Raw genomic sequence first — 22,606 nt, forward strand, 5'->3', positions numbered from 1 at the left:
CCATGAACCTGCTGTCACAGGCTAAACCGATCACCAGCTTGAAAAACCGCCGTAAACGCGCGGGCTGGAACCAAGATTACCTGGAGAAAATCATCCGACGCACCGCGTGAGACATTCAAGCGATTCCCCTGTAACACAACCCTGGAACCGTTGACCGAGCGGCGCTGAAACAGCAGTGTCCGCCGCCACGGCGGAATCGAGCCGGGTACGGAGGAAACGAGTTCATGACGACGATTGGGCGCAGGCGTTTTGGCGGGTTGGCTATGGCCGGAGGCGCCGCGGCACTTTTTGCTCCATTGGTGGCGCGGCATGCGCTGGGCGATGTGCCGGTGCACCACCTGAAGCTGACGATGGCGGATGTATCGACGCATCCGATCTACGGCATGCTGAATGATTTCGCCGCCGATGTGAAAAAGCGGACCAGCGGAGCAGTCGACATCAAGGTCTATGGCGCCGGCCAGCTTGGCAGCCAGGGCAACGCGCTGACGGCGATGCAGACCGGAACGATCGACCTTGTCTGCCACACCACCGGGTTCATCGAAACGATCTATCCGACTGTCGCGGTGCTCGATCTGCCGTATCTGTTCAAGACCAGCCAGGATGCGGAGAAGGTGCTGGACGGTCCGGTTGGTCAGCAACTGTTCGATCTGTTCCCGGCCAAGGGCATCTATGGATTGTGCTGGGGACATTGGGGCTGGCGACCGGTGACGCATGCCACGAAGGCGGTGCCGACACCAAAGGATATCGCCGGCAGCAAGGTGCGCATCCAGCCGGGTGCGATCTATGCCGCGACGTACAAGACGCTGGATGCCGCGCCGACGGTGATCGACGTGTCGGAAATCTACCTGGCGCTGTCACAGCATGCGGTGGATGCGGTGGAGGTGCCGCTGATCTCGCTGGTGGCCAGCAAGTTCTACGAGGTCGCGAAGCACATCACGCTGACCAACTTCGCCTATAACCCAGGCGCAATCATGGCCAGCAAGCGCACCATGGACAAGCTGGAGCCGGCGAACCAGAAGGCGATCCGCGATGCCGCGCTGGCGGTCACCGGACCGTGGCGCACGATGATGGCGCAGAAGACGGTGGAGGCCACCGATTTCCTGAAGACCCAGGGCTGCACCGTGGCCGAACCGGACAAGGCGGCCTACATCGCCGCGCTGAAGCCGGTTTACGACCAGTTCCGCCCGATTGTCGGTGCCGATCTGGTGGACAGCATCATGAAGCAGACCGGCAGCGCATGAACTCGGCGACCGCGATCGTTCCCCGGCGCGGCGTGACCCAGACGCTGGCGCGCCTCGTCCATGGCGTCAATGTACTGGCCACCGTCACCGCAGCCACGGCGCTACTAGTGGAACTGGCCGTCGTCCTGGTCAGCATCACCGGCCGCACCGTGGTGGGTCATGGTCCGCTGTGGAGCGACGAGGCGTCTCGGCTGGCGCTGTCGATCATCGCCTTCATCGGTGGTGCGGCGGCGTATCGGGGCGCCCATCACACGGCGATCCGGCTGATCACCGACCGGATGAGCCGGACGATGCGGCAGGCCGTCGGCGCGGGGATCGAGTGGCTGGTGCTGATCGTCACCGTCATCACCGCCTGGCAGTCGGTCGGCCTGCTGACCGCGAGCTGGGACAACGTGACCCCGATTCTGCAGATCAGCACCGGCTGGACCACGCTGCCGGTGACGTTCGGCCTGCTGCTGATCGCGCTGTTCGCGCTGGAGCGACTGGTGATCGGCTATTCGTGGCGCACGGTGCTGGCGACGGGCGCGGTGGTCGGACTGGGCACCGCGCTGGCGGCGATGGAAGCCGGCGCCTCGATGTTCGCTGATAATCCCGGATCGGCGCTGACCGGCATGATTGTGCTGTTCTTCGGCGCCATCCTGCTGGGCATGCCGGTCAGCTTCGGCATGCTGTTCGCGACGGTGGCCTATCTGGACCTGACGGATGTCTCCCCGCTGGTGGCGGTGCCGCAGGCGATGGTGGACGGCACCGGCAACTTCATCCTGCTGGCACTGCCGTTCTTCATCTTTGCCGGCCTGATCATGGAACGCGGCGGCATCAGCCTGCGGCTGGTGCGGTTTGCCATGGCGATCATCGGCAAGATGAAGGGCGGGCTGCTGCAGGTGGTGGTGGTGACGATCTTCCTGGTCAGCGGCGTCTCGGGATCGAAGGTCGCGGACGTAGCCGCCGTGGGGCCGGTGGTGCGGCGTGAGCTGAAGCGACAGGGGTATCGGGAGGCGGAGGGCGCGGCGGTACTGGCGGCCTCGGCCGCGATGGGGGAGACGATTCCGCCCAGCATCGCGATGCTGGTGCTGGGGTCGGTGACGCCGATCTCGATCGGGACGTTGTTCATCGCCGGGATCCTGCCGGCGATGGTGATCGCGCTGTGCCTGATGGGGCTGATCTACATCCTGAACCGGCGCGGTCCGGATCGCGGGGATTTCCGCATCGAGGGCGGCCGGCTGCGGGCGATCCCCGGCGCGATCCTGCCGTTGATCATGCCGGTGGCAATGGTGATGGGCATCAAGTTCGGTATCGCCACGCCGACCGAGGCATCGTCGCTGGCGGTGGTCTACGGCGTGGTCCTGTCCGCGCTGATCTATCGGGCGATGCCGGTCCGCACGGTGCTGGGACTGGCGGGGGAGTGTGCCAACTCGGCCGGGATGGTGCTGTTCGTGCTGGCGTCAGCCTCGGCGTTCGCCTGGGTGCTGACGGCGGCCAACCTGCCGCAGGCGCTGGTGGTGCTGCTGGGGGCGATGGGCGGCGGCCAATGGGCGTTCATGGCCGGGTCGGTGGTGCTGCTGATCGTGATCGGGTCATTGCTGGAGGGATTGCCGGCACTGATCATCCTGGCGCCGCTGCTGCTGCCGATCGCGGTGCATATGGGGGTGGACGCGGTGCAGTACGGGATCGTGCTGATCCTGGCGATGGGCGTCGGGGCGTTCCTGCCGCCGATCGGGGTGGGCTTCTACGTCTCCGCCGCCGTGGCCGGGGCCGATATCGAGAGCACCGCTCGCACGATGATCCCGTATGCGGTGGTGCTGGTGCTGGCGGTGCTGCTGATCGCGTTCGTGCCGGATATTACGCTGATCCTGCCGCGCCTGGTGGAAGGGCACGGGTAGCCGGGGTATCAGCGGCCGCCGGTCAGGCACGGGTCGGCGCGGACGACCTGCTGCAATGCGACCGGCATGGCGTGCAGGTCCGGGGCGGCGTGGATCGCCGCGGCGGCGGTCCCTAGGGCGGGCGACACGTGCGGGCCACGGATCGAGCCGCTGACGTGAAGCGGCACATCCAGCGCGAACAGACTTGTGGAGCCGGCTTCGCTGGCGACCGTCAGGTCCATGGCCTCGCGGCGCAGGTCGATCGTGCCAGCCGCGGCGACAGTGCCATCGGCGGTTCGCAACCGTAACGGCGCCAGCCGGCCGACTCCGTCCTGCAGCTGAAGCACCCCCAGGGCGCAGACGATCCGAGCGGTGCCCTCGGCTTTGCCGAACAACAAGCGCAGGTCGGAGGACACGGCCTCGACGATCTTGCGCTGGATGGTTCCGCTCCGCATCGACAGGACGACGGTGCCACTGCTGGCCGGGGCGGCCTCCTGAAGCGTATTGCCGGTCAGCCGCATGCTGGCGTGGGCATCGAAGGCGCCGGACAGCGGCATGGCGCCAATCCCGAACCACCGGGCAAGTTGTCCCGTGTCGGCGCCGGCCAGCATGGCGTCGAACTGCGCGGCGGCACTGGACTGGGTGTTCTTCACGGCGACAGTGACCTGCGCGGCGCCGCCGATCAGATGAAGCCCGAGATGCTGAATGGTGGCCGAACCGGGCGCGACGTTCAGCTTGAGGTCGACGTCGTCGGCGCGCACCGTCCCGAAGACGAACTGTTTGGCGATGACATGCGCATCGATCAGGTTGCCGGGCTGGTCGTCGACTCGCATCGACGTCGCCGACGGCGGCCCACCGGTCCCAAGCGGGGTGAGATCGAGCACCGGAAAATCGGCGTCGATGGTCATGGCGTCCGGTGCTCGGTGGGTGCCTTCCCGCAACGTGAAGTCGAATTGGAACGGATGCGCCGTCAGCGTGCCCTGGACATGGGAGAGGGTCCACAGATCGCCCTGGCGGGTCAGCGCCCCGGTCAGCGTCACTGGCAGCGCCGCTCGGCCGTTGTCACCGGCGATAGCCAGCAGGCGGTCCAGGTTCGGCGCGGTCAGCGTCAGTTGGCCCACCGCGCCATCGACGTTGATCGGGTCGGTCATCGTGCCGGCGAAATCCAGTTTGGTGTCGGCACTGGCCAAATGAAGCACCGTACCGAAGGGCTTCGACGCTTCGTGCAGTTCGACGTAGGAATGCAGGCTGGCGGCCAGCGTGACGGGCGTCCCGTTGTAAGCGCCCGTGGCGTCCAGGGTGACCGGCTGGTCGGCCGCTTGCGCGGCGATCCCGGCGGTATCCAAACGGATGCGTATCGTATGGCCGCCGGCCCCGCGCAGATCGACCTCGGCGTCGTGAAGACGTGCGTCGAGCAGAGTCGGGAAATCCGAACGAGGATTTTGGCTGACGACGGGTTTGGAGTCGTGGAAGCGCCAGTTGGGGTGTTGGTTTGGGGTATGCTCCAGCAACAATCTGGCGCCGTCAATGGTGAGATGGCGGACCACCAGGGGGCGCCGCCCCAGCATCCAGGCAGCGAGCGAGAACGGTGTGATCTGGCCATCGAGGCGGGTGATGCTGATCATGTACGGCTGGCTGCCGCCTGGCAGATTGGCGAGGGCCAGGTCGCGAAGCTTCACCGTCACGACGGTGCCCCACTGCACGTGCATGGCGGCGATCGTCAGGGGGCGGCCGAGCACATAAGACGCATAGCGGGACGCCACCGGCGCGAGATTGAAGCGGCCGAGGGCGACCAGGGCGGCGGCCCCGATCACCGTCAGCAAGGCGACCAGGCCAATGGCGGAGATGACGATACGCCGTCGGGTCAGTGGCTTGATCCCCTGCAGCGGGCCGTCCGGATTGGCCCCGTGGCCGCTATTCCGGAATCACGTCGCCGGAGCCGCCGAACTCGGCGGGGAAGTCTTTCAGCTTCGGCAACCCGTCTTTGATCGGCAGAACCGTCTCGGCGTAGTTCACATGCACCACCGGAACGAACGGCAGGCCAGGCAGCGTCGCGGCGAAAACGTCGATCATGCTCAGCGGCGGGTGGACGGCCATCAGGTGGCCGCCGCACAACCGGCAGAACTGCCGGTGGCTCATGTCGGTTTTGTGATAGGTCTCGACGTGCTCCGCCCCTTTGGTCACCTTCACGGCGTCCGTGGGCCACAGGGAAAACGCGTTGACCGGGCCACCGGACCAGGACCGGCAGGATCGGCAGTGACAATATCCCATGGCGTTGGGCTGGCCGGTGACCTCGACTTCCACCGCGCCGCAAAAGCAGGTGCCCTTGTATGAGCCGGCCATGATTGTTCCTCCCTTTTCCGATGTCCGGGACGGTTGCCCGAATGCGGCGCGGAAACAAGGAGATTCGGATAGACCTCACGCGGTCGCGTTTCCTGGCAACAATGACGCTGGGACCGGTCATGGCTTGTCGCACCAAACCGCCTATCCCCCCCGTCCCGCCCGCGCTATACCCCGCCGCATGGCCGCGACGCGTTCCTTGCTGCGAATCGCCGTCAACGTCGCCCTTGATGGCGGCTTGGCGGCTCTCTCCGTCCCGGTGGCGCATTGGCTCGCCGACCCGGCGGCGTCGGCATGGTATCCGCTCTATACGATACCCCTGGGCGCCGTGGCCCTGCTGCTGGCGGGCATCCCATTCCGCCTTTCCCTGCAATACTGGCGGTTTGCCGCCATCGGCGATCTGCTCACCGTGGCGGCCAGCGCGGCTCTCGGCGCGGCTCTGTTCACGGGCGCCACCATGGTCGCGGGGCTGACCGAACCCACCCTCGCCTTCCCGTTCATCCACGCGCTGACCCTGTTGCTGGCGCTGGGCGCGCCCCGGGTCATCTATCGATGGCGCCGCGGGCGGCCGCTCAACAAGGCGCCCCATCTTGACGCCGCCTCGATCCTTCTCGTCGGCAGCATCGAGGATGCCGATTTGTTCATACGAGCGCTCGCGCAGGACCGGCGGCAGGCTTTCCGGGTGGAGGGGCTGCTGGCGTCATCCGACCGGCAAACCGGCCGGCGCATCCAGGGCCATCGCATCCTGGGGTCGCTCAACGACGCCGCCGCTGTCTTGACGCAACTGCAAGCCGAGGATCGCCTGCCCGGCACCCTTGTCTTCGTCACGCCGGAACTGTCCGGCACCCGTCTCGCGCAGGTCGTCGCCCAGGCCGACCGTTTCGGCCTTCAGGTCCGCCAGGCGCCTCGTCCCACCGCCCTGGCCGATCCCGACAAGCCACGCCCGGTGGAACTGCGCCCGGTCGCCATCGAGGATTTGCTGAACCGCCCGCAGGTTCCGCTGGACCGGGACGGCATGGCGCGGTTGATCCAGGGCCGCCGCGTCATCGTCACCGGTGCAGGCGGCACCATCGGCAGCGAACTGGCCCGGCAGGTCGCGGCGTTCGGGCCGGGGACGCTTATACTATTGGACAATGGCGAATATGCGCTGTGGCAGATCGACCTGGAACTGGCGGAGACCCATCCGCAGACCGTTCGCAAAACGCTGATCGCCGATATCCGCGACGAAGCCCGCGTCAGGGCGATCTTCGAGGAACACCGGCCGGAACTCGTGTTCCATGCCGCCGCGCTGAAGCACGTTCCCATGGTCGAGGCCAACCCGCTGGAGGGAATGGCCACCAATGCCGCCGGCACGCGTCACGTGGCCGACGCCGCCCGCGGGACCGGTGCGCTGGCGATGGTGCTGATCTCCACCGACAAGGCCGTGAATCCGACCAGCGTCATGGGCGCCTCCAAGCGGTTGGCGGAGATGTATTGCCAGGCACTCGACATTGCTGGCCGCTCCAGCCCGCACGGCATGCGTTGCATCACCGTCCGCTTCGGCAATGTCCTGGGCAGCACAGGGTCTGTCGTGCCGCTGTTTCAACGCCAGCTCGCTCGGGGCGGGCCACTGACCGTGACCCATCCCGACATGCAGCGTTATTTCATGACGGTGCGGGAGGCGGTCGGCCTGGTGCTGCAGGCCAGCGTTCTGGGGGTCAACGGTGCGTCCCTGCCGTCCGGCGAGAACGGTGGCATCTTCGTGCTGGATATGGGCGAGCCGGTGAAAATCGTCGATCTCGCCCGCCAGATGATCCGTCTGGCAGGATTGCAGCCGGAACAGGATATCGAAATTCGCTTCACGGGCCTGCGTCCGGGTGAGAAGCTTTACGAGGAACTGTTCCACGGCAAGGAACCGCCTGTTCCCACCGGCTATCCCGGTCTGCTGATGGCCAGTCCCCGCACCGCCGACCCCGCCATCGTTGCCCGCGCCATCGAGGAAATCGGCAGCGCCTGCCGCGGCGGCCAGGTCAAGCTGGCGCTGACACTGCTGGGCCGGCTGATCCCCGAATTTGAACACAATATCGACGGCACCGCCGGCGAAGTCCGAGCCTGATCCAGAGGTCCCATGCCCAACGCCCCCATTCCGTTCCTCGACCTGAAAGCCCAGCAGCGGCGCATCGCCACCGACCTGCGCCGTCGCCTGGACACGGTGCTGGAACACTGCCAGTTCATCCTGGGGCCCGAGGTGCGCGAACTGGAAGCCGAACTGGCTCGGTTCTGCGGTGCGACGTACTGCGTCGGTGTCAGTTCCGGCACCGACGCGCTGCAGATCGCCATGATGGCCGAGGATATCGGCCCGGGCGACGCCGTTTTCCTGCCCGCCTTCACGTACACCGCCACCGCCGAGGTCCCGTTGCTGCTGGGCGCCACGCCGGTCTTCGTGGACGTCGACCCGCGTACCTTCCAGATCGACCCCGCCCACCTGGTGCAGCGCATCGAGGCCGTCCGCGCCGCCGGCCGGTTGAAGCCGCGCGCGATTATCGGCGTGGATCTGTTTGGCCAACCCGCCGACTGGCCGGCACTTTTGGACATTGCCCGTCGTAACGACCTGTTCCTGCTCGACGACCTGGCGCAAAGCTTCGGTGGCTCGTTGCACGGCAAGATGCTCGGTTCGCAGGCCGATGCCACCGCGACCAGTTTCTTCCCGTCCAAACCGCTCGGTGCCTATGGCGACGGCGGCGCCCTGTTCACCGAAAGTGAGGAACGCGCCGAACTGTACCGCAGCCTGCGCACCCACGGCGAGGGGAAGACCCGGTATGAGGTTCTGCGGACCGGCATGAACGGACGGCTGGATTCGATCCAGGCGGCGGTGCTGCTGGCCAAGCTGGCCGTGTTCCCCGAAGAATTGTCGGCGCGCGAACGCATTGCCCGCATCTACGACCAACGGCTTGGCAATGCCGTGACGACGCCGAAACGGGTGCCGGATAGCACCAGCGCGTGGGCGATTTACGCGATTTTGCTGTCGGACGAGGCGGCGCGGGACCGGGTGCAGGCGGCGTTGAAGGCCGACGGCGTTCCGACCGCTATCTACTACCCTCGCCCGTTGCATCGCCAGCCCGCCTACAGCGCCCAGCACGACGGTTCGGGGTTGCCTGTGTCGGAGGACCTGGCCGGGCGGATTCTGGCGTTGCCGATTCATCCAGACCTGACGGACGAAGACGTAGGCCGGATCTGCGATGCGGTCCTGGCGGCGGTGTCGTAGTATCGATCGACCCCGTCATCGCTCGGTCGCGGCCTACCGTTTCACCCCACGACGTTCGTTATCATCCGCATCTGGGCACTGCGTGACCGGCGGACGCCAATGATCGCCGGCACCAGCAGAATGGCCGAGGCACCGATCAACAGCCATCCACCGACCGCACGGTAGACCAGGACACCGATGACGCCACCAACCAGAAACGACAGGACGGTGCAGAGGTGCAGCCGCAGCCTGGTCCAGTTTTGCGACGCCTCCTCGGACGGCACGCGTCCGCGCAGGATATCGAGCGCCGTGGCCAGCTCGATCCCGATGTCGGTCGCCATGCCGGAGATATGCGTCGTCCTGACCCGAGCGCCGGAAATCCGCGTGACAACCGCGTTCTGCAATCCCATCAGGAAAGCCAGGCCAAGGACCATGACGGGCACCCGCCGGACGTCGAGCAACCAGAGGTCGGCGCCACCCAGGCCCATCAGCAGGACCGCCTCCGTGAAGATGCTGAAGGCATAGATGCCCTGAATGCCTCGCCGCCGGCCAGCACTGATCAGCCAGGCCGACGATGCCGCCCCGGCCACGAAGGCGAGCAGGATCGCGAGATAGAACAGCCCTGAACCGAACTGGCCGGTGGCCAGGCGGCCGGAAAGCGTCGAGACGTTGCCAGTCATGTTTGCGGAAAAGAATCCGACCGCATAGAACGCGGCGGCGTTCAGGGCGCCCGCGACGGCCGCCAACAATGATGCCAGACGCAGATCGGTCGTGTCGTCTCGATCAATACCCTCACGAACCAGCATAACCCGCCACAAACACGATCGCGTCTACATCCGATTCCGCGATAATAGATGAAACGGAAGGACGGTCCAGGCCGGGCGCCTGCGCCGCGCTCGCCAGCGGGCTTAACCGCAACCCTTGACTCCCCGCCCAAAACCCCTATTTCACGCACGCGGCACCAATACCGCCGCGCCATCGCTTCACCCCGGCCCGCGCCTCTGGACGCGGGCAAGTCGTGTTTCCGACAACGAAACGCGCACACCACGGCAACCGCCGGGCACCGCCCGGACATCCGTAACGGAACAAACGTCACTCATGGCATCACCCGCCACCGCGCGCGCGCAACAGCCCGTGCAAGACCATTTCCAGGGCGAGGATTTCGCCTCCCTTCTCGACGAATCCCTCGGCATCGACAGCGGCTTTGACGGCTCCGTCGTTACCGGCCGGGTCATCCGCCTCACCGACGAATTCGCCGTCGTCGATGTCGGCCTGAAGTCCGAGGGCCGTGTCGCCCTGAAGGAATTCGGCCCGCCCGGCGCCAAGCCGGACGTCAAGCCCGGTGACATGATCGAGCTATATGTCGAGCGCTACGAAGACCGCGACGGCACGATCATTCTCTCCCGTGAAAAAGCCCGCCGAGAAGAAGCCTGGACCAATCTGGAAAAGGCGTTCGAGGCGCAGAAGCGCGTCGATGGCACCATCTATGGCCGGGTCAAGGGCGGCTTCACCGTCGACCTCGGCGGCGCCGTGGCGTTCCTGCCCGGCAGTCAGGTGGATATCCGCCCGGTGCGCGACGTCGGCCCGTTGATGGGTACGCCGCAGCCGTTCCAGATCCTGAAGATGGACCGCGCCCGCGGTAACATCGTCGTGTCCCGTCGTGCCGTCCTGGAAGAAACGCGCGCCGAACAGCGCAGCGAACTGATCCAGGGCCTGAAGGAAGGCATGATCCTCGACGGCGTGGTCAAGAACATCACCGATTACGGTGCGTTCGTGGACCTGGGCGGCGTCGATGGGCTGCTGCATGTCACCGACATCGCCTGGCGCCGCATCAACCACCCGTCCGAGGCCCTGGTCATCGGCCAGGCCGTCAAGGTGCAGGTGATCCGCTTCAACTCCGACACCCAGCGCATCAGTCTGGGCATGAAGCAGTTGGAAGCCGATCCGTGGGAAGGCGTTGCCGCCAAATACCCGCCCGGTGCGAAATACTCCGGCCGCGTTACCAACATCACCGATTACGGCGCCTTCGTGGAGCTGGAACCGGGGGTCGAGGGCCTGGTCCACGTGTCGGAAATGTCCTGGACGAAGAAAAACGTCCATCCGGGGAAGATCGTCGCCACCAGCCAGGAAGTCGATGTGCAGGTGCTGGACGTCGACAGCTCCAAGCGGCGGATTTCGCTGGGCCTCAAGCAGGTGCAGCGCAACCCGTGGGAAGAGTTCGTGGAGCAGCATCCGATTGGCTCCGAGGTCGAGGGCGAAATCCGCAACATCACGGAATTCGGCCTGTTCATCGGCTTGTCCGCGGATATCGACGGCATGATCCACATGTCCGACCTGTCCTGGGACGACGCCGGCGAGACCGCGATGGCCGGCTACGACAAGGGCCAGGTGGTCAAGGCGAAGGTGCTCGACGTCGATGTCGAGAAGGAACGCATCAGCCTCGGCATCAAGCAACTGCGCGATGATCCGGCTGCGACCATCCTCGACACCGTCCACAAGGGCGACGTCGTGACCTGCATCGTCAGCGCGGTCCAGGCCAACGGCATCGAGGTCAAGGTCAATGACGTGCTGACCGGCTTTATCCGCCGCGCCGAACTCGCCCGCGACAAGGGGGATCAGCGCCCCGACCGCTTCGCCGTTGGCGAAAAGGTCGATGCCAAGATCACCGCCGTCGATCGTCAGTCCCGCAAGCTGACGCTGACCATCAAGGGCAAGGAAGTCGAGGAAGAGAAGATCGCCATGGCGGAATTCGGCTCCTCCGACTCCGGCGCGTCGCTCGGCGACATCCTGGGGGCCGCGATCCGTCGCCGCAACCAGTTGGCGCAGGACAGCTAAGGCCGGCGGCCTATGTCGCTGGAAACCGACTTGCTACTGGACAGGCGGCGCCTCAAGCGCCGCCTTGTCTTTTGGCGGGTGTTCGCCGTTGTGGCCTTGGTCGTCGCGGTGCTGGCCGGCCTGCGTGGGGCCGGCTTGACACCCGAAGGCGCCCATATCACCCGGGTCAGCGTCAACGGCATTATCACCGAAGATCGCAAGCTGACCGATTCGATCGACAAGCTTGCCAACGACAGCCGCGTCAAGGCCGTAATACTGTCGATCGACAGCCCGGGTGGCAGCGTGGCCGGCGGCGAAACCCTGCACGACGCCATCGCCCGCGTTGCCGCCAGGAAACCGGTGGTGGTCACCATGGGCGGACTGGCGGCGTCCGCCGGCTATATGATCGCGGTGCCGGCCACGCGGATTTTCGCGCGGGAGGCGACGTTGACCGGGTCGATCGGCGTGCTGCTGGAAACCGGCGAGGTGTCCGGCCTGCTGGGCAAGCTGGGGATCAGCGCGGAGGTGGTTCGCTCCGGCCCGCTGAAGGACGAACCCAGTTTTGTGCGACCGCTGTCGCCGGCCGGGAAGGATGTGCTGCAAGGGTTGGTCAACGACATGTACGGTCAGTTCGTCGATATGGTCGCTGCCGGCCGCCACATGGACCCGGCAAAGGTCCGCGCGCTGGGGGATGGCCGAGCTTATACCGGGCGGCAGGCGCTGGGCCTGGGACTGGTGGACGCGATCGGCGGCGAGCGCGAGGCCAAAGCCTGGCTGGTGTCCGCGAAGGGCGTGCCCGCGGGCCTGCCGGTCGAGGATCTGTCGAACAGCGGCATCGCCGGGCGGACATTGTCGGGCGAACTGGGAACCCTGGTACAGGGCATGTGGAAAACACTGATTTCACAAAGCCTTAGTCTTGACGGAGCCCAGGCCATCTGGCAACGTTCCGGGAACTGATTGCCCCGGGGGATACCTTGACCAAATCCGAACTGATCGCGGAATTGGCGACTGCCAATCCACATTTGCGTGGCCAGGATGTCGAAACCATCGTGGCCACGATCTTCGAGGAAATAACCTACGCCCTCGCCAGGGGGGAACGGGTGGAACTTCGCGGTTTCGGCGCCTTCACGGTCAAGCACCGGGACGCCCGGACCGGACGCAACCCGCGGACGGGGGCCTCGGTTTCGGTGGACGAAAAGTCAGTTCCGTTCTTCAAGGCCGGGAAGGAATTGCGGCTGCGGGTGAACGCCGGCAAAATCCCCCGGGCCAGCGCGGCGGAGCGCAAAAAGGCCTGAGAGGTCCGCGTTATCGATGCTGTTCCTGATCGTCACCTTCGTCCTGTGCCTGCCGCTGGTGTTGTTCCTGCTCTCGAACACCGAAATCGTCCGGTTGGGACTATGGCCGACGGATTACAGCGTCGAGGTTCACCTGTCCCTCGCCATCCTGATCGCGATGGCCATCGCCTTCCTCCTCGGGGCGCTGGTGGTTTGGATGTCGGAGCTTGCGCAGCGGCGGCGGGCTCGGCGGGCGGAACGGACGGTGCGTCTGCTGGAAGCCCAGATCGAGGCGCTGCAGGCCCGCGTGGCCCCTTCATTGCTGCCCCCCAGCGCCTGATGGCGCAGGGCAGCAAGCTGATTGTCGCGCTGGACACGATCGATGCCGGCCGAGCTCGTGTTTGGGCCGACGCTGTCAGTCCGCATGCCGGACTTCTGAAGCTGGGGTTGGAGTTCTTCCTGGCCAACGGTGCCGCCGGTTTCGCGGCGATCACCGGCGCGCCGATCTTCCTGGACCTGAAACTGCATGACATCCCGAATACGGTGGCCGGCGGAGTCCGAGCGGTGCTGCCGCTGAAACCGGCCATGCTGACGATCCATGCCGCCGGCGGTGCGGCCATGATCCAGGCCGCGAAGCAGGCCACCGCGGGCGCCGGGGTGGACCGGCCGATGATCCTCGCGGTGACGGTTCTGACCAGCCTGGGTCACGACGATCTGGAGGCGACCGGGGTCGGTGGGACGCCGGCCGAACAGGTCCTGCGCCTCGGCCGCCTGGCGGTGGCGTCCGGCGCGGATGGGCTGGTGTGCAGCCCGCTGGAGGTCATCATGCTGCGCCAGGCGTTGGGTCCGGCGGTCAAACTGGTGGTGCCGGGCATCCGCCCGGACGGGTCCGCCGCCGGCGACCAGACGCGAACCATGACCCCCGCCCAAGCGGTCGCGGCCGGGGCGGATTGGATCGTGGTGGGGCGTCCGATCACCGGCGCGAGCGACCCGGGCGCCGCGGCGGCGGATATCGCGGCCGCCATCCGATGACCCGGGTCAAGATCTGCGGCATCAACGATCCCGCGGCGTTCGATAGGGCGGTCGAGGCTGGGGCCGATTGGGTGGGGTTCGTGTTCTTCCCCCCCTCCCCCCGGTATGTGACGCCCGAAACTGCCGCTGCCCTATCAGCGCGGACCATCAGCGGCCCGCCACGCGTCGGGCTGTTTGTGCGACCGGACATCCCGGCGATCGCCCGTGTGCTGGACGTCGTGAGGCTGGATGTCCTGCAGATTTATGACGCGCTGGACGACCTGCCGGCGATCCGCACGCGGTTCGGGCTGCCGGTGTGGCGCGCGGTCGGGGTTGGCGGGCCGGCCGATCTTCCGGCCGATGCGGGCGGCGCCGATCGCCTGCTGCTGGAGGCCAAGCCACCGGAAGGCGCCAACCGGCCCGGTGGGAATGCGACGACATTCGACTGGCGGATTCTGCGGGATTGGGCGGCGGTAGCGCCCTGGGTGCTGGCCGGCGGGCTGACGCCGGACAATGTGGCGGCGGCGATCCGCGAAACCGGGGCGGAAGCGGTCGACGTCTCCTCCGGTGTGGAAAGCAGCAAGGGAGTCAAGGACCCGGCCCTGATCCGCGCCTTTATCGCGGCCGCGAAGGGCTGATGCCGGCCGGCTACTTCTTCTTCGCCGACTCCAGTTCCACCCGCAGCCGCTCGATCTCCGACCGAAGCGCCTCGATCTCCGATTCGTGGACATCGGAGGGATTGGTGGGTTCGGTGCCGCGGTAGAACGGCGTGAACATGCTGAACGCGCGTTCCATCATCGCCATGTTCTGGCGTCCGACTTCCTCGATATTGCCGAAGGGAAACAGCGAGCCCATGGTCTTCTGCATCGCCGTGCGCATCTGCTCCTGCTGCTGCGCGAACGACGTCATGGCGTGTTCCAGGTATTTCGGCACCAGACCCTGCATCGACCCGCCGTAGAGGCCGATCAACTGGCGCAGGAAGGTGATCGGCAACAGGTTTTGCCCCTTGCCCTCTTCTTCCACGATGATCTGGGTCAGCACGCCGCGGGTAATGTCGTCGCCGGTTTTGGCGTCGTAAACGACGAAATCCCGCCCCTGGCGGACCATTTCGGCCAGGTTCTCCAGCGTGATGTAGCTGGAGCTTTCGGTGTTGTAGAGCCGCCGGTTGGCGTATTTTTTTACCACGACCGGAGGTTTATCGCCGGGTTTCGTCTCCGGCAGGGTCTCAAGGGGCACCGCCATGCATACCTCGCAGCTATACCCTTCACTACCGTGTATCTCGCACTTGCGATAGAGTGAATCCGCGCCCGTTCCCTCTCGGCGCGCCGGTTTGCCGTTTCGCAATCGGTTCGCGGCGCCTATGGTCCGGCACGCGAGGAGGATGAATGCGGCATGGTGATGGACGCCGGTCTGGGGAACGCCGGGCACGACACGGACGAACGAGATACGACCGGGACCGGGCATGCGGACCTGCCGGACCCGCGCAAGCTGGCGCAGGACTGGATTACCTTGTGGCAAAGCGAGTTATCCGCCATGGCCGCCGATCCGGAAATCCGCGAGTCCTGGCAGACCATCATGGCGCTGTGGGCCGGGACGATGTCCGCCATGCTGCGCGGCCTGCCGCGCGATCCACTGGGCGACCGGGGCCATGACGGCGCGCGCGGACGCTCCGGGCCCGCTGATGCGCCGGGGGCCGCGCCCGCTGCTGCTGCACCTGACGCTCGCGATGCTGAGATCGACCGTCTCGCGCGCCACGTCGCCGCTTTGGAACAGCGACTGGCCGAACTCGCCCAGCGAGTCGAGCGCGACCGCGGCGGCGATCCTGCGGTCCATCCAAGACGCCGTCCAGCAACCGGCGCGGGACGGAAGCCACGGCCATGAGTTTCCGGCCACGGTGGTGACCGAGACACTGCGCCAGGATGCCGCGCTGATCGAGGGCATCGCCGCCTATCGGCGCCACGGCTACCAGCGCACCCTGATCGACCCGCCGGCGATCTGGGCGGAAGGTGGGTCTCGGCTGTTGGATTACGGCCCGCCGGAGGGTCAACCAGTGTTGTTCGTGCCCAGTCTGGTCAACCGGGCCTATGTGCTGGACCTGGCGGAGGGGTCGTCAATGCTGCGCTGGCTGGCCGGCCAGGGTATGCGGCCGCTGCTGCTGGACTGGGGCTGGCCAGGGGAAACGGAACGGCGCTTCAGCCTAACTGATTATGTCGCCGGCCGGATGGAACGCGCAATGACCGAAGCCGTTCGGGTGGCCGGCGCGCCTCCGGTGCTGGCGGGATACTGCATGGGCGGCACGCTGGCCGTCGCCGCGGCGCAGCGCCGGCCCGACCTGATCAGCGGCTTGGTGCTGCTGGCGGCACCGTGGGATTTTCACGCGCCCGACCCGGAACGGGCGATCCAGGCGGCGCAGACGCTGCCGCTGCTGGAGCCAACCTTGGCGTTCAGCCGCGCCCTGCCGGTCGATCTGCTGCAATCGCTGTTCGCTTTGCTGGATCCGTGGGGCGTCGCCGAAAAATACCGCCGCTTCACCCGCCTGCCGCCGGACAGCGCCCGCGCCCGGCTGTTTGTCGCGCTGGAGGACTGGCTGAACGACGGGATCCCACTGGCCGCCGAGGTCGCCCGCGCCTGCCTGGGCGAATGGTATGGGGAAAATGCTCCGGCGCGCGGCACCTGGCGGATCGCCGGCCTGCCGGTCGACCCCACCGCGATCGTCCATCCGACCTTCGTCGCGGTCCCCAGTGGCGACCGTATCGTGCCGCCCGAATCTGCCCGCCCGCTGGCAGGGCTTATCCAAGGGGCAGTGCTGCATCAGCCAGCAGCGGGACATATCGGTATGGCGGCCGGCGGCCGAGCCGAGAGGTCGCTGTGGCGCCCGCTGCGGGATTGGCTGCGAACGCTCGGGTTCAAGGCCAGCGGTGTTCGCGGCAAGAGAAACATGTCGATCTAGATACGGGTAAATAAGGAAAGCAGTGCATTTGCACTCAGGCTTCCCGCCGTCGTGTGGGCCTTCGCCGATAACCGATCGTAAATGCTCGCGCATCCAAACCGGCGCTTGAACGGCACGGCGTGGCCGCATAACATCGAAGACAAGCGGCACCGGTGCTGCCAATAGCGACCGGAACATTCCTTATTTGGTCCAATAAAGGAAAATAAAATGTCAGGTGTCCAAAATTCAGACATTCCACCGGGGTGGGTCGGAGGCTTTGCCGAGTCCAATCCGGCATTCGCTTATCCAAACCCCGACCTGTCATCGTTGCCGATGCTGGACAATATGGCCAACATCGATTTATTGCAGCGCCAGCAGGCGGTGAAGTGGCCGGAGTTCAGTTGGGAGACCGTTCCCGGAACGCCCTCATCCCGGTGTTTCCAAATGTTCGCCCCCGATATTTCCCGGCTGGGTTATACCGACGCCGGGCGTGTATATTCGATCATTTGTCCACAGCAAGGGGCATGTTCGCCTTCGTTCGGCTGCCTGAATGTCGAAGTCACGGTGACCGGCCAGCGAGGTTGGGCAAACGAGACCAACCGCGAGATGGCGGCGGACATGACCGTCGAAGGCAAGATCTGGTTCAGTCCGAGCGCGAAGCAAAATGCGATTGTGAAATTTTTGTGGACGCTGTTCGCTGGTAGCGGGCTGCCGTTTCCCGCTGACAAGGCGCACGCGATCAGAGTTACGACTCACAAGCGCCAAGATCCGACGCAGCCTATTTTCCCGGTTCGAAGGGGTGAGAGCACGCTATTCAAGAGCCCCGATTTCGCCAGGCACACGGATGTAGCCTGGACCGTCGCCAATATCGACGTGGAAATCGGCCCAATCATCAAAACCGGCAACAAGGTCGTCGATGATTTCAACCAGTTGATCATGGATGTTTTCAACCTGGCGTCCGGCAACCTGCTGCTGTCCGGCAACGTGCTGTCCTGGAACGTGTGGTTCGAATCACCCCATTTGGTGGACCGGACGGAGTGGCGAGAGCATGCGGAGAAATGGCGGGAATCCATCGACGCGGACCACGGCAGCCCCGACGGCGAGGGGACGTCTCCACGGTATTTCGATGGTACTCCGTTCAAGCCTGTCGATGCGCTTATAGAGGAAGAGATCAAGAAAATTATCGATTATCTGAAAAATCATTTCGGTAAGTTGGCCGCGTAATCATCGCACTGAATGCGGTTGGTGTTTGCGTCGAAAATGAAATGGTCAGGTCGCGCCGGATGTGTGTTCCGACCGGCCTGTCCGATAGCGACGCACGCGACGGCCAAGTAAAATCGCGACGTGATCGAGCCGCGGTCCCGAATGCATTGGTTGATGATGAACCCTTTTCTCGGCGATCTCTGCGCCCCGCTCTGCGTTGAAAGCCCAAGCCAAAAACAGACACCGGCCCATCTGCGTTGCCGCCCGTTTTTAGCGAACAGGTCGAACCAGAGGTTTTGCTGCACGTCCATCGATCCCAATCAATGACGGCAGAGCGAATCGACACCGCTCTTTAACGCAGAGGACGCAGAGCGGGGCGCAGAGATCGCCGAGAAAAGTTTTGTCGAACACCATCCGCTCAGGCTTTTTTGTACCTCGTCCCGCGGCCCCCAACATCATATCAAACGAGGCCGGTTCCGCAGCGCGGACAAAATCGGGCGTTCGATTCAATGCGATTTCAGCTATCTTTACATCGTCATCTGGATATCTCTCATCGTTCGCCAGGCGCGCGCAGTTCAGGCGCACTCACTACGAAATTGCCGGAACTTGACCGCACCTCATCCCGGGGTTTTCCTGTCCTCACACCTGGGAGAATTTCATCATGGCCGGCAAGCTACCTAAAGTCATCGTCTTCGACACATTCGGTTCGGTCGTTGATTGGCGATCCAGCCTGATCGCCGACCTAACGGCCTTTGGTGCCACGAAGGGCATCACCGCCGATTGGGCTGCCCTGGTCGATGCCTGGCGTGCCGCCTATCGCCCGTCCATGGACCGCGTGCGCAAGGGCGAACAACCTTGGACCAAGTTGGATAACCTGCATCGCGCGTCACTGGATCGCTTGATCGCCGATTTCGGCATCAAGGGCCTGTCCGAGGAAGACCTGGCCCACATCAACCTGGGCTGGCACCGGCTGCATCCGTGGCCCGATTCCGTGCCCGGCCTGACCCGGCTGAAGTCGCGCTTCATCATCGGACCGCTATCGAACGGCAATGTCTCGTTGCTGCTGAACATGGCGAAGTTCGCCGGCATCCCGTGGGACATGATCTTCGGGTCCGACCTGTTCCAGCACTTCAAGCCTGACCCGGAGACCTATCTCGGGGTCGCCAAGATGCTGGACCTGCGGCCCGACCAGGTCATGCTGGGGGCCGCGCATAACGGTGACCTCGGCAAGGCCAGGGCGTGCGGCCTGCTGACGGCGTTCTTCCCCCGTCCCACCGAATACGGGCCGCACCAAAAGCGTGATTATGCGGCGGACCAGGATTGGGACATCGTCGCCACAGACATCCAGGACATGGCCGCCAAGCTGGGTGTATGAAGCCTCGGGCTTGCATTTTGCTGCCGTCTTACGCACTTGATCGTATGACGGTAGCATCCCGCAAGTCGCAGGATAAACCGCGGAAGGAGAGCAGGACATGGACGACATCGTCATCGTCTCGGCGGCACGTACGGCCGTGGGCAGCTTCAACGGCGCGTTGAGTTCGATTCACGCCCACGACTTGGGCGCGGTCGCACTGCAAGCCGCGTTTTCCCAGGCCGGCATACAAGCATCCGACGTGGATGAGGTGATCTTCGGCCAGGTCCTCGCCGCCGGTGAGGGCCAGAACCCGACCCGCCAGGCGGCGCGCATCTCCGGCATCCCGGATTCGGCGACGGCGTTCGGCATCAACCAGGTGTGCGGGTCGGGCCTGCGCGCCGTCGCCCTGGCGGCGCAGCAGATCCGCACCGGCGAAAGCGCCATCGTCGCCGCCGGCGGCATGGAGAGCATGAGCCTGTCCACCCATGCCGCGCATCTGCGCAACGGCACCAAGATGGGCGGGCTGGAATTCGTCGATACCATGTTGAAGGACGGACTGTGGGACGCGTTCCACGGCTATCACATGGGCAACACGGCAGAGAATGTCGCCGCGAAGTACCAGATCACGCGGGAGCAGCAGGATGCATTCGCGCTGGGGTCGCAGCAGAAGGCCTCCGCCGCGCAGAAATCCGGCCGGTTCAAGGATGAGATCGCGCCGGTCACGGTGAAGACCCGCAAGGGCGATATCCAGGTGGTGGACGACGAATACATCCGTCACGACTCCAGCGCCGAGACCATGGCGCGCCTGCGTCCCGCCTTCACCAAGGACGGCACGGTAACCGCCGGCAACGCCTCCGGCATCAACGACGGTGCCGCGGCGCTGATCCTGATGACCGCCAGCGAAGCCGCCAAGCGCGGGCTGACCCCGCTGGCGCGGATCGCGGGGTTCGCGACCGCGGGCGTCGATCCGGCGGTGATGGGGACCGGTCCAATTCCGTCGACTCGCAAAGTGCTGGGCCGGGTGGGCTGGAAGCCGGACGATCTGGACCTGGTGGAGGCCAACGAGGCGTTTGCGGCGCAGGCGCTCGCGGTGAACAAGGACCTGGGCTGGGACACCGGCAAAGTGAACGTCAATGGTGGCGCGATCGCCATCGGCCATCCGATTGGCGCTTCGGGCGCCCGCATCCTGGTGACGCTGCTACACGAAATGCAGAAGCGGGATGCTAAGAAGGGTTTGGCGACTCTGTGCATCGGTGGCGGGATGGGCGTCGCTATGGCGCTGGAGCGCTAACCGCCGGCCCGGCTGACTGGAACGCGGCGCGATCTCGGTGCATCGTTCCCCCATAGGTTGGGGGAACGTGGCGAGATGGCGGTGCTGGATGGGTTTCGGGTGGTTCAGGTCGGGCCGGGTTTGGCTGCGGCGGTCTGCGGGCGTCTGTTCGCGGATGTCGGCGCCGAGGTTGCTCGGATCGATCCGGACCGGTCCTCGGTGCTGGCGCAGCATCTTAATCATGGTCCCGCAGGGAATACCGTGGCGGCAGCCGACCTGATTGTCTGCGAGGGTAGCCCGGACACCCTGCGGCGCTCGGGCCGGGACCCTGAAACACTGCGGGCAATCAATCCCCGGGCCGCTTTGGTGCTGATTTCCCCGTTCGGCCAGAGCGGGCCGCGGGCGGAGGAGCCGGCCACCGACCTGACGCTGTTCTTCGCCAGCGGCATCGCTCGTATGCTGACGGGCCAGGTGGACGACCTGGACGAAGCGCCGATGCGGCCGGTTGGTGAGCAATCCGCGTTTCTCGGGGGTTTGGCGGCGGCGTGTGCTGGGATGCATGCGGCACTGACGGCCAATGGCGCCGCGGTCGATGTCTCTATCCACGAGGCGCTGGCGACGTTGGCGATGACGGAGCTGACCCGAGCGGGGCGGACTGGAAAGAGCTGGTCGCGCAAGCGGGTGGCAGATGGGAATGGTGCGACCGTCTGTATTCTGCCGGCCAGCGACGGGTACGCGGCGATCTCCCCGCGTGAGGATCGGCAGTGGGCGTCGTGGCTGGTAGCGATGGGCTCGCCGGCCTGGGGTGGGGAGGCGCGATTCGCCACCAAGAAGGACCGTGTGGCGAACTGGGACGCACTGCACGCCCTGATGGCGGATTGGAGCCGCGACAAGACCAAACAATGGATCGCCGAGACCGCTCAGGCGGCGCACGTGCCCAGTTTTCCGCTGTGCGAGCCGGCCGAACACCTGGGGTCCTCACAGCTTCGCCACCGGGGCTTCTTCCGGCCGGCGACCGTGTCCGGGCAGACCGTGCAGGTGCCGGGGTCGCCGTTCGGGCTGGGCCTTAGCGAGGGTGGCGGCGCCGTGTCCACGTCCCCGGGACGATTGCCGTTATCCGGCGTGCGTGTGCTCGATTTCAGTTGGGTGATCGCTGGACCGACCGCCACGCGCTATCTCGCCGCAATGGGGGCGGAAGTCATCAAGATCGAGGCGCCCGGTCAGGGCGATCCGGGCCGGGCGTCGGAACTGCACAGTGTTCTGGGACAGGCGAAGAAGGCCATCGTCCTGGATCTGAAGAAGCCCGAGGCGATCGCCGCCGCCAAGGCTCTGGCCGCAAACGCCGATGTGCTGGTGGAGAATTTCGCGACCGGCGTGATGGATCGGTTGGGGCTGGGCGCCGAGGCGTTGCGGGCGGTCAATCCGCGGCTGATCTATGTGTCGGCCTCAGGGCTGGGCCGGACGGGGCCGGAATCGCGTGCCGTCGCCTACGGAACGCTGCTGCAGTGCTACGCCGGGTTTGCCGGGCTGAACCGCCATCCCGGCGTGCCGCCGCGTGTTGGGATGGCGTGGCTGGACCCGATGTGTGGGCTGATGCTGGCATTCATCACCGCGGCCGCGTTGTGGCGCCGCCGTTCCGGCCAGGTGGCTCGCGTCGATTTCTCGATGATCGAGGCGATGCTGTGGACGATGGCGGACCCGTTGCTGGCCGGGCAGTTACCGGACGTGCGCCCTGCGCCGGAATGCGGGGCGGTGTATCGTCGCGCCGGTGCGGATGACTGGCTATGCGTCGATCCGGCACCGGAGGTTCCGCCGTGTGACATTGACAGCGCGGCGGCATTTACCCGCGGCGAGGTAGCGGCCGCGGCACTAGCGCGATCCGCCGACCTCGTGGCCAGCGACCATCTGCGGGCTCGCGGCTTCTGGGACGAGGACGAGCTGCCGGGGCTGCCGTGGCGCGCGTCCTTTGGCCGGACGACGGGGAAGGCACCGGGGCTGGGGGCCGATACGGACGCGGTGTTGCGAGATGCGGCCGGACTGTCTCCCGATAAAATTGCGCGCCTGCGGGAAGCCGGCGCACTGGGGTGA

20 protein-coding genes are annotated in these 22,606 nt (G+C 65.7%); 16 read left to right on the top strand and 4 right to left on the bottom strand.

The features are described 5' to 3' along the window. Nucleotides 1–224: 224 nt before the first annotated feature. Together GSQ89_RS31320 and GSQ89_RS31325 are read left to right on the top strand one after the other, a co-directional pair. Entirely contained in the window at nucleotides 225–1,241 is a 1,017-nt protein-coding gene (locus GSQ89_RS31320) for a TRAP transporter substrate-binding protein (RefSeq protein ID WP_158932041.1), read from the top strand. Beyond that, the gene (locus tag GSQ89_RS31325) at nucleotides 1,238–3,121 is read left to right on the top strand and encodes a TRAP transporter large permease subunit (RefSeq protein ID WP_158932042.1); all 1,884 of its coding nucleotides are present in this window, start codon (nucleotides 1,238–1,240) and stop codon (nucleotides 3,119–3,121) included. Before GSQ89_RS31320 ends, GSQ89_RS31325 begins: the two co-directional genes overlap by 4 nt. Nucleotides 3,122–3,129: 8 nt before the next feature. Here the strand turns inward: GSQ89_RS31325 and GSQ89_RS31330 are convergent, their stop codons facing one another. Beyond that, the gene (locus GSQ89_RS31330) at nucleotides 3,130–4,914 is read right to left on the bottom strand and encodes an AsmA-like C-terminal region-containing protein (RefSeq protein ID WP_254073460.1); all 1,785 of its coding nucleotides are present in this window, start codon (nucleotides 4,912–4,914) and stop codon (nucleotides 3,130–3,132) included. A gap of 100 nt (nucleotides 4,915–5,014) precedes the next feature. Beyond that, a complete protein-coding gene (locus tag GSQ89_RS31335) occupies nucleotides 5,015–5,443 on the bottom strand; it encodes a GFA family protein (RefSeq protein ID WP_158932044.1) in 429 nt (142 codons plus the stop codon). A 196-nt stretch (nucleotides 5,444–5,639) separates the two neighbouring features. Here GSQ89_RS31335 and GSQ89_RS31340 point away from each other — a divergent pair, with 196 nt between their 5' ends. Together GSQ89_RS31340 and GSQ89_RS31345 are read left to right on the top strand one after the other, a co-directional pair. Next, a complete protein-coding gene (locus GSQ89_RS31340) occupies nucleotides 5,640–7,535 on the top strand; it encodes a nucleoside-diphosphate sugar epimerase/dehydratase (protein WP_254073449.1) in 1,896 nt (631 codons plus the stop codon). Between the two features lie 12 nt (nucleotides 7,536–7,547). Continuing rightward, on the top strand, nucleotides 7,548–8,684 hold the full coding sequence (locus GSQ89_RS31345) for a DegT/DnrJ/EryC1/StrS aminotransferase family protein (RefSeq protein ID WP_158932045.1): 1,137 nt from the start codon (nucleotides 7,548–7,550) through the stop codon (nucleotides 8,682–8,684). Nucleotides 8,685–8,725: 41 nt separating this feature from the next. On the opposite strand, the gene GSQ89_RS31350 is transcribed toward GSQ89_RS31345, so the two are convergent. Beyond that, nucleotides 8,726–9,469, bottom strand: a complete 744-nt coding sequence (locus GSQ89_RS31350) for a YoaK family protein (RefSeq protein ID WP_158932046.1) — start codon at nucleotides 9,467–9,469, stop codon at nucleotides 8,726–8,728. Nucleotides 9,470–9,761: 292 nt separating this feature from the next. Between GSQ89_RS31350 and rpsA the strand changes: the two genes are divergently transcribed. The 6 genes from rpsA to GSQ89_RS31380 are packed head-to-tail and all read left to right on the top strand — an operon-like array spanning nucleotide 9,762 to nucleotide 14,400. Further along, nucleotides 9,762–11,498 carry a 30S ribosomal protein S1 gene (gene rpsA / locus GSQ89_RS31355; protein ID WP_158932047.1) on the top strand — a complete coding sequence of 579 codons (1,737 nt, stop codon included), beginning with the start codon at nucleotides 9,762–9,764 and terminating at the stop codon, nucleotides 11,496–11,498. 12 nt (nucleotides 11,499–11,510) lie between these two features. Beyond that, a complete protein-coding gene (gene sppA / locus GSQ89_RS31360; protein WP_158932048.1) occupies nucleotides 11,511–12,434 on the top strand; it encodes a signal peptide peptidase SppA in 924 nt (307 codons plus the stop codon). Between the two features lie 17 nt (nucleotides 12,435–12,451). Next, nucleotides 12,452–12,772 carry an integration host factor subunit beta gene (ihfB, locus tag GSQ89_RS31365; RefSeq protein WP_158932049.1) on the top strand — a complete coding sequence of 107 codons (321 nt, stop codon included), beginning with the start codon at nucleotides 12,452–12,454 and terminating at the stop codon, nucleotides 12,770–12,772. Nucleotides 12,773–12,788: 16 nt separating this feature from the next. Next, nucleotides 12,789–13,091, top strand: a complete 303-nt coding sequence (locus tag GSQ89_RS31370) for a LapA family protein (protein WP_158932050.1) — start codon at nucleotides 12,789–12,791, stop codon at nucleotides 13,089–13,091. Further along, on the top strand, nucleotides 13,091–13,783 hold the full coding sequence (pyrF, locus tag GSQ89_RS31375; protein ID WP_158932051.1) for an orotidine-5'-phosphate decarboxylase: 693 nt from the start codon (nucleotides 13,091–13,093) through the stop codon (nucleotides 13,781–13,783). The genes GSQ89_RS31370 and pyrF overlap by 1 nt, the downstream gene beginning before the upstream one ends. After that, entirely contained in the window at nucleotides 13,780–14,400 is a 621-nt protein-coding gene (locus tag GSQ89_RS31380; protein ID WP_158932052.1) for a phosphoribosylanthranilate isomerase, read from the top strand. Before pyrF ends, GSQ89_RS31380 begins: the two co-directional genes overlap by 4 nt. A gap of 10 nt (nucleotides 14,401–14,410) precedes the next feature. Here GSQ89_RS31380 and phaR read toward each other — a convergent pair whose 3' ends face one another. Further along, the gene (gene phaR, locus GSQ89_RS31385; RefSeq protein WP_174254960.1) at nucleotides 14,411–15,004 is read right to left on the bottom strand and encodes a polyhydroxyalkanoate synthesis repressor PhaR; all 594 of its coding nucleotides are present in this window, start codon (nucleotides 15,002–15,004) and stop codon (nucleotides 14,411–14,413) included. A gap of 150 nt (nucleotides 15,005–15,154) precedes the next feature. Between phaR and GSQ89_RS39550 the strand changes: the two genes are divergently transcribed. From GSQ89_RS39550 to GSQ89_RS31415, 6 genes are all read left to right on the top strand, one after another. Further along, the gene (locus tag GSQ89_RS39550; RefSeq protein WP_254073450.1) at nucleotides 15,155–15,643 is read left to right on the top strand and encodes a hypothetical protein; all 489 of its coding nucleotides are present in this window, start codon (nucleotides 15,155–15,157) and stop codon (nucleotides 15,641–15,643) included. Nucleotides 15,644–15,659: 16 nt separating this feature from the next. Further along, on the top strand, nucleotides 15,660–16,712 hold the full coding sequence (locus GSQ89_RS31390; RefSeq protein WP_254073451.1) for an alpha/beta fold hydrolase: 1,053 nt from the start codon (nucleotides 15,660–15,662) through the stop codon (nucleotides 16,710–16,712). Between the two features lie 207 nt (nucleotides 16,713–16,919). Then, complete coding sequence (locus tag GSQ89_RS31395; protein ID WP_158932054.1) at nucleotides 16,920–17,915, top strand: hypothetical protein; 996 nt, start codon at nucleotides 16,920–16,922, stop codon at nucleotides 17,913–17,915. Between the two features lie 640 nt (nucleotides 17,916–18,555). After that, nucleotides 18,556–19,269 carry a haloacid dehalogenase type II gene (locus GSQ89_RS31405; RefSeq protein ID WP_158932055.1) on the top strand — a complete coding sequence of 238 codons (714 nt, stop codon included), beginning with the start codon at nucleotides 18,556–18,558 and terminating at the stop codon, nucleotides 19,267–19,269. Between the two features lie 97 nt (nucleotides 19,270–19,366). Continuing rightward, complete coding sequence (locus GSQ89_RS31410; RefSeq protein ID WP_158932056.1) at nucleotides 19,367–20,539, top strand: acetyl-CoA C-acetyltransferase; 1,173 nt, start codon at nucleotides 19,367–19,369, stop codon at nucleotides 20,537–20,539. A 75-nt stretch (nucleotides 20,540–20,614) separates the two neighbouring features. Next, on the top strand, nucleotides 20,615–22,606 hold the full coding sequence (locus tag GSQ89_RS31415; protein WP_158932057.1) for a CoA transferase: 1,992 nt from the start codon (nucleotides 20,615–20,617) through the stop codon (nucleotides 22,604–22,606).

It is taken from the genome of Acidisphaera sp. S103, assembly GCF_009765975.1.
Lineage (GTDB): Bacteria > Pseudomonadota > Alphaproteobacteria > Acetobacterales > Acetobacteraceae > Rhodopila.

Excerpts from the sequence above, each read along its gene's own strand:
- GSQ89_RS31370 (WP_158932050.1), top strand. The coding sequence starts at position 12,789 with ATGCTGTTCCTGATCGTCACCTTCGTCCTGTGCCTGCCGCTGGTGTTG.
- GSQ89_RS31410 (WP_158932056.1), top strand. The coding sequence starts at position 19,367 with ATGGACGACATCGTCATCGTCTCGGCGGCACGTACGGCCGTGGGCAGC.
- GSQ89_RS31345 (WP_158932045.1), top strand. The coding sequence starts at position 7,548 with ATGCCCAACGCCCCCATTCCGTTCCTCGACCTGAAAGCCCAGCAGCGG.
- sppA (WP_158932048.1), top strand. The coding sequence starts at position 11,511 with ATGTCGCTGGAAACCGACTTGCTACTGGACAGGCGGCGCCTCAAGCGC.
- phaR (WP_174254960.1), bottom strand. The coding sequence starts at position 15,004 with ATGGCGGTGCCCCTTGAGACCCTGCCGGAGACGAAACCCGGCGATAAA.
- GSQ89_RS31395 (WP_158932054.1), top strand. The coding sequence starts at position 16,920 with ATGTCAGGTGTCCAAAATTCAGACATTCCACCGGGGTGGGTCGGAGGC.
- GSQ89_RS31415 (WP_158932057.1), top strand. The coding sequence starts at position 20,615 with ATGGCGGTGCTGGATGGGTTTCGGGTGGTTCAGGTCGGGCCGGGTTTG.
- rpsA (WP_158932047.1), top strand. The coding sequence starts at position 9,762 with ATGGCATCACCCGCCACCGCGCGCGCGCAACAGCCCGTGCAAGACCAT.
- GSQ89_RS31320 (WP_158932041.1), top strand. The coding sequence starts at position 225 with ATGACGACGATTGGGCGCAGGCGTTTTGGCGGGTTGGCTATGGCCGGA.
- GSQ89_RS31350 (WP_158932046.1), bottom strand. The coding sequence starts at position 9,469 with ATGCTGGTTCGTGAGGGTATTGATCGAGACGACACGACCGATCTGCGT.
- pyrF (WP_158932051.1), top strand. The coding sequence starts at position 13,091 with ATGGCGCAGGGCAGCAAGCTGATTGTCGCGCTGGACACGATCGATGCC.
- GSQ89_RS31380 (WP_158932052.1), top strand. The coding sequence starts at position 13,780 with ATGACCCGGGTCAAGATCTGCGGCATCAACGATCCCGCGGCGTTCGAT.
- GSQ89_RS31405 (WP_158932055.1), top strand. The coding sequence starts at position 18,556 with ATGGCCGGCAAGCTACCTAAAGTCATCGTCTTCGACACATTCGGTTCG.
- GSQ89_RS31335 (WP_158932044.1), bottom strand. The coding sequence starts at position 5,443 with ATGGCCGGCTCATACAAGGGCACCTGCTTTTGCGGCGCGGTGGAAGTC.
- GSQ89_RS31325 (WP_158932042.1), top strand. The coding sequence starts at position 1,238 with ATGAACTCGGCGACCGCGATCGTTCCCCGGCGCGGCGTGACCCAGACG.
- GSQ89_RS39550 (WP_254073450.1), top strand. The coding sequence starts at position 15,155 with ATGGTGATGGACGCCGGTCTGGGGAACGCCGGGCACGACACGGACGAA.